This is a genomic window from Sulfuricurvum sp. (genome assembly GCF_028710345.1).
Classification (GTDB): Bacteria; Campylobacterota; Campylobacteria; order Campylobacterales; family Sulfurimonadaceae; genus Sulfuricurvum.
This window is the reverse complement of record NZ_JAQTUH010000003.1, coordinates 177,390-189,090: the sequence shown is the minus strand read 5'-3', so window position 1 is coordinate 189,090 and position 11,701 is coordinate 177,390. Positions and strand designations below refer to the sequence as shown.

At 40.1% G+C, this 11,701-nt stretch carries 13 protein-coding genes; 8 read left to right on the top strand and 5 right to left on the bottom strand.

Annotated features, from left to right (window positions below):
- Nucleotides 1–4 precede the first annotated feature (4 nt).
- A complete protein-coding gene (ubiE, locus tag PHC76_RS05580) occupies nucleotides 5–715 on the top strand; it encodes a bifunctional demethylmenaquinone methyltransferase/2-methoxy-6-polyprenyl-1,4-benzoquinol methylase UbiE (protein ID WP_299973815.1) in 711 nt (236 codons plus the stop codon).
- Nucleotides 716–719: 4 nt separating this feature from the next.
- Complete coding sequence (gene xseA, locus PHC76_RS05575; protein WP_299973813.1) at nucleotides 720–1,973, top strand: exodeoxyribonuclease VII large subunit; 1,254 nt, start codon at nucleotides 720–722, stop codon at nucleotides 1,971–1,973.
- Here xseA and sppA read toward each other — a convergent pair.
- Nucleotides 1,960–2,832, bottom strand: coding sequence for a signal peptide peptidase SppA (gene sppA, locus PHC76_RS05570; protein WP_299973810.1), 873 nt, complete (start codon nucleotides 2,830–2,832; stop codon nucleotides 1,960–1,962). The genes xseA and sppA overlap by 14 nt on opposite strands.
- A complete protein-coding gene (locus PHC76_RS05565) occupies nucleotides 2,829–4,067 on the bottom strand; it encodes a metal-dependent hydrolase (protein WP_299973808.1) in 1,239 nt (412 codons plus the stop codon). Before PHC76_RS05565 ends, sppA begins: the two co-directional genes overlap by 4 nt.
- A gap of 69 nt (nucleotides 4,068–4,136) precedes the next feature.
- Between PHC76_RS05565 and PHC76_RS05560 the strand changes: the two genes are divergently transcribed.
- From PHC76_RS05560 to PHC76_RS05550, 3 genes are read left to right on the top strand one after another with little or no spacing between them, the layout of a single operon-like run.
- Nucleotides 4,137–4,496, top strand: a complete 360-nt coding sequence (locus tag PHC76_RS05560) for a response regulator (protein ID WP_299973805.1) — start codon at nucleotides 4,137–4,139, stop codon at nucleotides 4,494–4,496.
- Between the two features lie 16 nt (nucleotides 4,497–4,512).
- Nucleotides 4,513–5,133, top strand: a complete 621-nt coding sequence (locus tag PHC76_RS05555) for a chemotaxis protein CheC (protein ID WP_299973803.1) — start codon at nucleotides 4,513–4,515, stop codon at nucleotides 5,131–5,133.
- Nucleotides 5,126–6,427, top strand: a complete 1,302-nt coding sequence (locus PHC76_RS05550; RefSeq protein WP_299973800.1) for a diguanylate cyclase — start codon at nucleotides 5,126–5,128, stop codon at nucleotides 6,425–6,427. The genes PHC76_RS05555 and PHC76_RS05550 overlap by 8 nt, the downstream gene beginning before the upstream one ends.
- A gap of 6 nt (nucleotides 6,428–6,433) precedes the next feature.
- Here PHC76_RS05550 and PHC76_RS05545 read toward each other — a convergent pair whose 3' ends face one another.
- Genes PHC76_RS05545 through PHC76_RS05535 form a run of 3 tightly spaced genes read right to left on the bottom strand, consistent with a single transcriptional unit; the run spans nucleotide 6,434 to nucleotide 9,804 of the window.
- A complete protein-coding gene (locus tag PHC76_RS05545) occupies nucleotides 6,434–7,102 on the bottom strand; it encodes a response regulator (RefSeq protein ID WP_300209847.1) in 669 nt (222 codons plus the stop codon).
- Nucleotides 7,099–8,895 (bottom strand): 7TM diverse intracellular signaling domain-containing protein, encoded by a 1,797-nt coding sequence (locus tag PHC76_RS05540; protein WP_299972178.1) that lies wholly within the window; start codon nucleotides 8,893–8,895, stop codon nucleotides 7,099–7,101. The genes PHC76_RS05545 and PHC76_RS05540 overlap by 4 nt, the downstream gene beginning before the upstream one ends.
- Nucleotides 8,896–8,922: 27 nt before the next feature.
- On the bottom strand, nucleotides 8,923–9,804 hold the full coding sequence (locus tag PHC76_RS05535) for a transporter (RefSeq protein ID WP_299972176.1): 882 nt from the start codon (nucleotides 9,802–9,804) through the stop codon (nucleotides 8,923–8,925).
- A gap of 89 nt (nucleotides 9,805–9,893) precedes the next feature.
- On the opposite strand from PHC76_RS05535, the gene PHC76_RS05530 reads away from it, so the two are divergent.
- The 3 genes from PHC76_RS05530 (at nucleotide 9,894) to aroQ (ending at nucleotide 11,701) form a co-directional block, all read left to right on the top strand.
- Nucleotides 9,894–10,238: a hypothetical protein gene (locus PHC76_RS05530; protein ID WP_299972174.1), complete on the top strand. Its 345-nt coding sequence runs from the start codon at nucleotides 9,894–9,896 to the stop codon at nucleotides 10,236–10,238.
- A gap of 389 nt (nucleotides 10,239–10,627) precedes the next feature.
- Nucleotides 10,628–11,125 carry a delta-60 repeat domain-containing protein gene (locus tag PHC76_RS05525; RefSeq protein WP_299972172.1) on the top strand — a complete coding sequence of 166 codons (498 nt, stop codon included), beginning with the start codon at nucleotides 10,628–10,630 and terminating at the stop codon, nucleotides 11,123–11,125.
- Between the two features lie 99 nt (nucleotides 11,126–11,224).
- Complete coding sequence (gene aroQ, locus PHC76_RS05520) at nucleotides 11,225–11,701, top strand: type II 3-dehydroquinate dehydratase (RefSeq protein ID WP_299972170.1); 477 nt, start codon at nucleotides 11,225–11,227, stop codon at nucleotides 11,699–11,701.

The following is an 11,701-nucleotide window of genomic DNA, read 5'->3' as shown; positions in this document are numbered from 1 at the left end:
TTTTATGACCAAACAAGAAAAAATCGTCTCGATGTTCAACGATATCGCCCCAACATATGACCGTGCTAATCGGGTACTTAGTATGGGTGTCGATACTTTTTGGCGTCGTAAGGCATGTGATTTAGCGTTTGGCTACTGTGCTACGAAAAATATCGATTCGATTGTCGATGTCGCGTGCGGTACGGGTGATATGATGGGATACTGGAAGCGTCGTGCAGACAAAGCGGGTATTACTGTAAGTGAGATTGTCGGTGTTGATCCTAGTGAGGGGATGGTGGGTGTAGGACGTGAAAAATTTCCGAAAATGACGTTTCATATCGCCCCTGCAACAGCACTTCCAGAATCTGACACCACTGCTGACATCATCAGTATCTCGTATGGTATTCGTAATGTCGTTGAACGTCAAGCAGGATTACGCGAATTTAACCGTGTCCTCAAAAGTGGAGGACTGGTCGTAATCCTCGAATTTATGAAAAATGAAAATCCTTCATTGCTTGGTAAAGTGCGCGATTGGTACATGAACAACGTCCTTCCCCGCATCGGTGGATTAATCTCCAATAACTACGAAGCGTATCGCTATCTCCCTGACTCTATCGAGGGTTTTTTGACCGTGGCTAAAATGAGAGCTGAACTCGAAGAAGCAGGTTTTGAGATGCTCTATACTAAAAGCTTCTCTATGGATATTTCGACCTTGATGATTGCCCGTAAAAAGTAACCTTATGGCTTCTGTGCTCAGTGTTTCGGGGATTAATGAACAGATTAAAACTCTCATCGAAACAACGTTTGAATTTGTCAGTGTCGAGGGGGAACTCTCCCGCGTCACTAAACACGGTAGCGGACACATCTACTTCACACTCAAAGATGCCAACTCTTCGATAAAATGTGTTATGTTTCGCGGTAATGCGGTGCGGTTAAAATTCTCTCTCGAAGAGGGTGCTCATGTGGTTATTCACGGTGCATTATCACTCTATACTCCTCGCGGTGAATATCAGATTAACTGTGTCAGTGCCGAACCCTATGGTGCAGGGGCATTGGCGGTTGCGTTCGAGCAACTCAAACAAAAGTTAGAATCAAAAGAGTACTTCGACCCGACACGTAAAAAAAGCTTTCCTAAATTCCCCCAAACAATCATTTTAGTCACCTCCGCGACAGGGGCAGCATTACAGGATATGCAGCGCGTCGCATCGCATCGATGGCCGTTGGTCAAACTCATCGTTTTGGATGTATTGGTACAAGGTTCAAGTGCGGCGGGACAAATAGCCGATGCACTGCGTTATGCTGATACGTTAAACGCGGATGTGGTCGTTGTGGGACGGGGTGGTGGAAGTATCGAGGATTTATGGGCGTTTAACGAGGAGATTGTTGCCGATGCCATCTTTGCCATGAACACTCCCGTAATGTCGGCGGTGGGACATGAAATCGACTGGGTTATCAGCGATTATGTCGCCGATATGCGCGCTCCGACACCGAGCACGGCGATGCAGATGCTTCTCCCCGATCAAAACGAGCTATACCAAAGTATCGATGAGATTCGTACCCGTGCGTTTGGGATGATTACACAACGACTAGAGCGTAAGCGTGAACAGCTCACCTCGATGCAAGAGGCATTTAAACGTCACGGGGTAGAACATCGTTTAGAGGTTCAACGCGAGCTGGTCAAAGAACTACGAGAGCGGTTAAATCGACAGATGACACAACGCTTAGAGCAAAGCAGACGGGAGATTATCCCGTTGATGGAGCGGTTAACGCAGAGTATCGAATCGACACTCCGTCAAAAGCAGTTTATGATTACACAGTTAGAGCAAGGATTCAATGCCAATCATCCCAAAAATAAAAACAAAAGCGGATTTGCACAGATCGCCCGTGAGGGGAAAGTGATCGATTTGGATGTTCTCAGTGTCGGGGATCAGTTTGAGGCTATGAATGATAAGCGGGTTGTGAGAGCTGAAGTGGTAGAAATTACTTCAGCGTAACGGGTGGAAAGTACATGTGAGCCAAACTGGCTCCCTCTGCTGCGAACCGTTTGAAAAATTTATCCATAGGATCTTCTTTGTTCCATTCGGGGTCTTGGACTTTTGTTAACACCTCTACCCGTTTTTTGGCATCGAATTCTACTCCGATACTGTCGATAAGCCCCACTTTTTTAGCTTGTTCAGCGGTAAAGATATGGGCATCGGCGTACTCACTGCTACGATTAATGTCGAGTTTACGGGCCCGGGCTACGTCTCCGACGAAGAGATTATAAGTCCCGCCGATTACTTTGTCGAGTTCGGCACGCTCCACTGCGCTCCATGGGCGATCAAACGTCCCCACTTGTTTGTAAGTTCCGGCATGAACCACTTGGGTTTTTACCCCCACTTTTTCCATAAGTCCTGAGATGTCGGCACCCTCCATAATGACACCGATAGAGCCGATCATACTACCGGGATTGGCGATAATCTCTTTCCCCCAAATCCCTGAATAATACCCTCCGCTCGCCATAATCCCTGCCGCGTAAACAACGGTCGGTTTGGTATCAGAGAGCCGTTTGAGGGCATAAGCAATTTCGACTGATGGAGCAACCGCGCCGCCGGGAGAGTCGATACTAAAAAGTACCCCTTTAACCTCTTTGTTTTCACGTGCTTCATCAAGCTGTTCAACGATAGAGGTAGCATCCATAATAGGACCCGTAAGGGCTATTTTTTGGAGATTATGGGATTTTAACCCCTCTTCACTTGATGGGAGGATAAGCCATAGGACTAATACAACTAAAACCGTTGCTTTGAAATGAGCTTGGATGAATTTGAGCCCTGTTGCTAAACATGAGCCGATTTTTTTGATGATTTCCATCATTGTATTTTTTCCCCTTGGATATAAATCGATTCAATACTATGCGGTTGCGTGATAAGATGAATCGGTAATTGATCGTTGATCGGATAATCGATTCGCATCACAAGAATATCGGCATCGAAAGTTGGTGCGATTTTACCACAATTGAGTTGCAATGCTTCTGCTGCGTTGGTGGTGACACTTTTCCAGAGTTGGTGAGCGAGAGGGAGAAGCTCGCGAGAATGGTGCAAAAATAGAGCAACTTTCATCTCTTCAAACAAATCAAGGGAGTAGTTAGAACTAAGACCATCGGTTCCACAAACCCATCGAATCGACTCTTCTTCTAGTCTATTTAAATCAAGTTTCCCGTTTCCAAGAAGTCGGTTGGAAATAGGGCAATGGATAATGGTGTGATTCCCATCAGCAATGGTTGAAAGCTCTTTGTCTGAGGCTTGAACGGCGTGGGTAAAGAGGGTGGGAACATCACGAAAATAGCTTAAAAATTCTTCAGCGGTATTAGCGGCTTGGGTCTGTTTGAGAAAATTTTGGAAAAACGGTGCAAATGCTCCGCTGTTACTCTCCAACCATTCGCGCTCAGCAGGACTTTCCATGAAATGAGCAGTCACACGAAGATGTTTTTCACGGGCGTATTTGAGCGCTTTTTGGATCAAGATACGGTGAACCGAGTAGGGGGAGTGGATGGCGATAGAGGGGTGAAATCCTTCGCGTTTTAACGCTTGTGCGGCAAACAATCGCTCTTGAAAATTGGCATAAAGGGCATCCGCCATTTGGGGATCAGAGCCGATAAGTTCGTTAAAAAAGACTACTTTTTGAGGTGCTTGAAAGCAGGGGTTTAAGTCAAATCCATACGAGCTAACTGCTCCGAATGCGGTGATTCCGTTGGAGAGCATGGTTTTGATAGCGCGTGTTGTGCACTCATCATCGCATCCGTTAATAAGTTCATCACGAGAGGCAATAACACTGGAGAGCCACGGCATAAATTCACCGTAGGTGAGGGTGGAGCGGTTAGCGGAAAACTCCAGATGGACATGGGAATTGATAAGCCCTGGAAGTAAAACGGAACCTCCCCCAAGTTCAATACATTGTTCACCGTAACGGGAACGCAATTCGTCGTTCGAGGTGACTTCCAAAATAGTTTTATCAAACACAATACCGTAATTTTTGAGAATGACTCCGTTGGTAAACAGTGTGTCGGCAAGAAGTATTTGCAAGGTAGACTCTTTTGAATTTTTTTTCATAGTATAGCAGAACCCTTTAGCGATAATTGGGTACAATTTAATCAAATTGCAAGAGTTTTAGGGGTATAAATGAAAATATTAGTTGTAGATGATTCAAAATTAGCTCGATTATCGTTGATTAAAACGCTCAAAGAGTTTGAACCTTCAGCTGAATTTTTCGAAGCTGAAAACGGTTTAATAGCGCTTGAGCAGTATGCTGAATCCTCCCATTCTATCGTTTTTTTAGATTTGACAATGCCGGTGATGGATGGGTATGAAGCCTTGGCAAAGATTATTGCTATCAATCCAAAAGCACAGGTTATTGTCGTGACAGCGGATATCCAGACTCAAGCACAAGCGCAAGTGATTGCATTAGGGGCAAAAGCGGTGATTCCAAAACCGATTAGCAGTGAAAAAATGCAAAATATTTTACAACAACTTGTATTCTAAGATCAGAGGGGAATGTATGGTACAAAAGGTAGAATTTAGCGGAGACCATCTCGATATGCTAAAAGAACTTATGAATATTGCCGTGGGTAATGCAACAGCGAGTATTGCTGATCTGCTTCAAACTTTTGGGAAAATGCATATCCCTCAAATCACCATTAGCGATATGGAGGGATTAGATGCCCATATTAAAGAATCGATTCCGGAATCTCAACGATGTTACGTCACTAAGCAACTCTTCGGAGGGTTGTTTGGTGGGGAGTTTTTATTTGTCATTTCTGAGGAATCGGCCCTAAACCTTGGTAACTATCTTTATGCTGAAAGCAAACCTTCAGAAGGGGATATTTACGATGCAGTGATTGAATTGACCAATATTCTTAGTGCAACAATCATCAGCCGTTTGACTGAAGAGCTGCATACGAAAGTACAATTTTTTGTCCCCTCTACAGAGGTGGTTGAGGGAAATTGTTTGATTAATCAAGAGGATTTACTCAATTACCATCGTATTATCATTATTAGTACCTATATGGAGTTTCAAACCCAAAATATCGAGGGAAAAGTTTTTATATTAACCAAAGATGAGATGATTGAGCGACTTAAAGGGTTGATTGATCATAAACTAGAAGAGCTGTATGCCTGATATGATAATGATACCTTTCCCAAATATTTTACTCGATGCCCTAGAGATTGGGGTTATTATTATGGATGACGCTTTTAGAGTCTCTTATTGGAATAAATGGTTGGAGATTAATACCGGTATTAAATCATCCGAAATTATTGGCAAAAGCTTTCAAGAATTTTATCCTGATGTCGATTATCCTGTTCTTGCACGTAAAATTAGAACGACACTGCGTATCTCTTCCCCTACATTTTATGATGCGTCACAACAAAACCGTTTTATCGAGATACCCCGTACGAAAATCACCACTTCATTATTGACCTCGATGCAGTTGCAAGTAATTATCTCCCCTTATGTTCCTAACGACTCATTGGTCATGGTCTCTATCTATAATATTAGCGATCAGCATGAGTTGAAACTTGCATTGCAAGCTCAGATGAAAGAGATTGCCCATCTGAATGGTGAACTACAGCGGGATAAGCAGATTATCGACGATAACCTATTGAGTATTAAAACCGATGCAATGTGCCAAATTATCGAAGTTTCTAATGCCTTTTTTACTTTTTTTGGGTACACAAAAGAAGAACTTCTCTATAGACCACTGCCTGATATCTATACCGATAAGATGTTGGCAACCGACTATCAAGCGATGAAAGAGTGTTTATTGCGAATAGAACGGTGGAGTGGCGAGATAGAAATCCGTGGCAAAGACGGCGAACTTCGCTGGGTTGATGCCGTTATGACACCGTGGATTGATGAAGAGGGATTGGTGACCAACTATACAGCAATCTATCACGATATTTCCGATAAAAAACGGATTGAACTTCTAGCGATCACTGATCCATTAACGAAGCTGTTTAATCGAAATAAGTTTAATGATGTATTTCATCATATGTTATTGCGAGAACATTGGACATCAGGAAACAGTTTCGCTTTATTGATAGCAGATATCGACTACTTTAAACGGGTGAATGATACCTATGGTCATCAAATCGGCGATAAGGTTTTAACAAAAGTAGCTCAGTTGTTTCAAGATGGAGTACGTGATGGGGATATGATGGCACGATGGGGAGGTGAAGAATTTGTCTTTTTGCTCCCTAATGTGAATCTTGAAAAAGCGATGAAAGTAGCCCATAAGTTACGGCATGCAATAGAAAAATATCCATTTGATGAGGTTGGAGGGGTAACGGTCTCTTTCGGTGTTAGTATATTTACTACAAATGATACCTCTCACTCGATGATACAGCGTGCTGATAGTGCTTTGTACCGTGCCAAAGAAAAAGGGCGGAATCAGGTAGAGTCTGAGCCAATATAAGTATAGTTAATGAGCAAAATTTACTATATATCCCACATCTTTGATGTTTGTTATTGTAAGATCTGGACACTTTTTACGAAGCTTAACGATAATATTACGTAACGTTGCTTCATTTATTGTGTCTAAGGTTCCGTCATCATCATAGGAAAAAAATAGTTCATACTTTACAGGGTACCCTAAATTTTTAAGAAGTAGTCCTAATACTCTACGTTCACCTTTTGGTAGATTGAATAGTACTTTGTTTTTGTAAATTATACCATTCTCATCTATCGTGTATTGGTATTCGTAATTGTTTGTTGGAGGAGTTTTTTGAGCAAGTTTTTGGATTGATAATAAAAAGGTTGCCATTAAATTTTCAGGAGTGATAGGCTTTATAAGATAAGAAAGTGGTGAAAGTTTTGTAGCCTCTTTTATGATTTCCAAATCTTTATAGGCTGTTAAAAATAAAAAAGGGATCTCTTTTTCTTTGAGTCGTCTAGCAACTTCTATTCCATCGACTGATCCATTAATGTTGATATCTAGAATGACAAAATCGGGTATTTGCTCAACAAGCAATTCTGTAGCTTCATTCCAACTCGTTGCAATTCCGGTAACATCAATATCAAGTGATAGTGCCACTTCGTCGATTACATGCGCCATCATCCAGTTGTCTTCAATAATTAGGAGCTTTTTCATACAGTTTTGTCCGTATAAAATTGTATTTTAAAAAGATTACCTTCTGATAAAATTTGGGCTTTTAGTTGATGTATAAGTTCTGTAATCATGGACCAACCAATACTTTTATTTTTACGTGAAGCCTTTAAAAAATCATTGTTTTGAAATTGTGTTTGACCATCACTATAGGATAGTTTTGCCAGATTGTTGTGTATTTCAAAATCGATAGATATTGTTCCTGATTTTGTTGAGTATACGTGTTTAACGGTGTTTGATACCATTTCACTGACAACTAGTCCTAGTGAGATAGTATCATCGAGGGATAATAGCCCCTCTTCGCCAAAAGTGCAGGAAAAAGTGATATTTGGATAGAGCTCTTGAAGAGCATCAATGATGGTTTTAAGGTAATGATTACCATTGACAGTGGATATATTTGGTTGTTCACAAAGCGTTTCATGTACTGTTGCTATTGCCTGAATCTGTGATTGGAGAGATAATAAAATTGCTTTCGTTTCATCGCTAGCTTTCACACGCTTGGTCCACAAAAGTCCTATGATGAATTGAAGGTTATTTTTTACACGATGACTGAGTTCTCGCATTAAAAGCTCACGTTGCGAGAGTAAATCTTTGAGCTCACCGGTTCGTTTGGAAATAATGTATTCTAGCTCATTTTCATGCTTTTGGATAGTATGAAATGCATTAGCGTAGCGTTGCAATAAAATTTGAGCTTGTGCGAAGAGGTAAACAATAAATCCAATCGGTCCCCAATCATCTGTTGAATCAATTACTTTAGAAAACATTAGTACATCATGGATAATTGTTCCAGCGAAAATGACAAAAGTAATAAAAGCAAAGGTTGAATTTGGCTCTTTAGCTTTGAATGCGTGATAGAGTACCCATGATACAAAAATTACACTCTCGATGATAATTATTTCAGTAATTGGCATGCTTGATGTAAAAAACAGGGTTGATGTAAATAGCCCAAATAGGACAAAAACTATTCCTACTATAATATTAATAAGTTGAATAATCTTATTGCTTTGCTTTGGGTATAAAGAACTTATGTACATAATAAAAAGAGGAAGGGTTAAATATCCACTGATATATTCGATACGTGTCAGCATTTCCCATGTTATTGAGGGGTATATTAACGTGATGATTTTTTCACTTGTTGTTGCTATTCGTAAAGTAAAAACAAGTAAAAAAAGTCCAAACCATAACGGTGCTTGGTCTCTTCTCCATACTAGAAAAAGTCCAAGATGATAAAATCCGGTAGCCACTAAAATACTGATTAAAGCAAAGTTTACATATGTCATTGATGAATGGTAAGATTCAAGAATTCCATACGGTGCAATTTGTGGAGAAATACCTAATCCAAAATGACGATGTTGCGAGTTAGCAATCCAAAGTGTAATACGAGTTTTATGTCGAGTAGGTGTGAAGTTTGCAATTTGACGTTTAGCAGAGGCTAAATAAATTTTATTTTTGGAATCTATGATTCCTGATTCATATACAAGGTTATTATCAATAAACAGTTTCCATGGGTTTACAAGAGGATTGAAATCAAGGCTAAGTGGCTTATTAGGCGTAGTATAAAGATCAATAACGAAGGTAGCAACACCTTTCGGTCCATGCCGACTTTCTAAATATTGAGGAAGATAAAGTGTTTTGGTAATGGTGTTCGTTTGTTGTGGTAAAAGTACTTTATCTTCAGCAAATCCCCACTCACCATTGAGTTTTACGGGTAAATTTATATGGCTGATGTCTTGTATTGGAATCTGAGCAAAGAGGATATTCCCCCATAAAAAAATCAACCAAAATAGTGTAGTTCGGAACATTGGTTATTTAAACCACCATTGGAATCTTAAAAGAAAATCATCGGAAATCTTCATACCGCTTTGAGTATGAAACTCCTTAGCATAACGGAGAAAAATTTGTGTGCCGGCAAGTGTATAATAATACCCTCCCAAAGTTGCTTTTTGCATTCTGGTATCATCATTTTGTGCCACACCTTCTACTATAGTTCCCCCGCCATAATTTTGCTGAAATCCGCCAAAAAGGGTAAGTTGAGGAGTTTGATTGTAACGTATCATTGTGGTGAGTGCATAGCTTGGATTTTGTTCTATTCTTCGCCCAAGAGAATTATCGTTTTTTCCATACAAAGCAAGCTCAGGGGAAAGCTCGATGAAAAAATCGTCACTTAGTTTCTGTACGTATCCGATATTGAGTGTTGATTTGTATCTATTTTCCCCGATGTTGAGTAGTTGCTTAGGATTGTATTCTCCCGTTGGTGCAAATAACAGCAGTGTTGCTGCAAGATATTGATTTTTTGCTTTATCATTGACGAGCCATCCGGTTGCCCCTACTAACACATCCGAAAAACCGACCGACTCATGACCCAGTATAGCAGACATGGTATCGCCATTACTTTTGGTTACCGAATACGGCAATGCAATCATAGGACAAACCGTATAACCTCCCACATCGAGTGTTGTTGTAAATTTAACGGCGGAAATGAGGGACGTTACTGTCTCATCTGTGAGTTTATGTCCATCAACATATGGTCCAGCCATTTTTCTCTCAGCGAGATAAAGAGTTGTTAAGTTTATACCAACGGCTGGTGCCTCGTAATCTCCCGGAATCACTTCGTTAACAGCAGCATCAAGTTGACTAAAGCATACGCAAAGAAAGAGAGGTAAAATGATTTTTTTTCTGTAGAACATGGTCTCATTTCGTGATGAAAATAATTTTATAAATTTGTAAAATGAATTTTTACTATAGAACAAATTTACTAAATATAACCTAGATTTATTTGAATAATATTATCGATCTTGGAAGCTACGGCAAACTCATCGCTCCCGTTCATGTCAACGGAAATTGGTACTATTTTTGGGATAGAAGCAGTGATAGAACGAGTGCCGACACAGGAAGCCTCAATGGTGGAATTGATTACACCTCCCACGATGTTCTTGATTCTCTTTTTAACCACGACATCAATGGCGTTACGAATACTATGGTAGCTGTCGATGGACTCTTCGGCACAACAAACGATTACCGCTTTGCCACCCTCAACGGCGTGAATGTCGCCCTTCCAACTACAGAGGCAGGGTTCCTGACGAGCGGAATGCCAACTGGGTGGCAGGATGTCTATTCCTAGTCACGGGCACGCCAGTGTCGGTACCGACGGTTATGTCTACAAAACGAGTACGACTACAACTCTACTTATGTCGCGTTGCAGGTGTTGTAGCCCACGAGAGAGACCCCGTGACACTCGAAGAGGTAGGGTATACGGGGTCAGTTAGATTTTAGATTTTCCTCTTATGAGTTTTAAGAAAAATACTGTAGTAAATCATATATTTGAGTGATACACAGATGATACTAGGAGTGTAAAATTTCACTTGGAATTTCAACTTATATCAGCGTTAATGAGATATGCATAAAAAAGTATCTATGATGACAAAGTGGTGATACTTAGACTATACAATAACAAAATTGATTTAATTAAAAGTGTCATTAGTTTAACAAAATATTATTGAAAGAATTTAGATGAAAAAAAATACTTTACAAGATCAGATGACTGTGAATGAAATAATTAATATACAAAAAAGTGAAAAATGGAATAATAGCGAGATATACAGTATTATCGTTCAAAATGACGGTAAAAAATTATTTGCAAAGTTTATATGGAACGGTCTATTTAAAGATTTTGTTTTAATTCGATATAACACTGATGAAACGCTTGATACTGCTTTTGGTAGTGAAGGAAAAGTAATTACACCTTTTGGAAGTAACGAGGACGAATCGTATAGAGTTACGATTCAAAATGACGGAAAGATCATAGTAGCGAGTTATTTATGGAACAGTTCATTTAAAGATTTTTCTCTGGTTCGTTACAATAGTGACGGAAGTATTGATAAATCGTTTGAAACATTACCTTCCCCTATGAGCAAAGTAGTATACACAAATGATGGGATGGTTATGGTATCAAACAGTGATATCACGATTACCGATATGGATTTAATATCTATTGGTTATCATGTGTGATTGTCCATCAATTCTTTTGGAATAAAGAAGGGTATTTAGTTCCTTATAATCTATCAAGGCGTATAATCTACACTTAAATTGAAATGTTAAGGTAGAGTGATGAAAATTGTTGTTATTCAAGGTCCAAATCTCAATATGCTCGGTGTTCGCGAGCAACAAGTGTACGGACCGATGCGTTTGGAACAAATCCACGCACAAATGAAAGAGTTTGCCGCTCAAAATGGAGTAGAGATCGATTTTTATCAAAGCAATTTAGAGGGTGAAATCGTCGATAAAATCCAAGAGTGCTACGGTGATGCAGATGGGATTATTATTAATCCGGCTGCCTATACCCATACCTCTATCGCTATTCGTGATGCTATCAGTGCGGTCAGTATCCCAACCATCGAAGTGCATATCAGCAATATTTATCGTCGTGAAGAGTTTCGTCAAAAAAGTATGACGGCACCTGTGTGCACCTCTTCAATTATCGGATTTGGACCATTCGGCTACCATTTGGCAATGGTAGGGATGATGCAAATTTTGAGTGAAATTCAACTGTTACGCAATGCTCAACAAGGTGAGATTCAAGAGTAA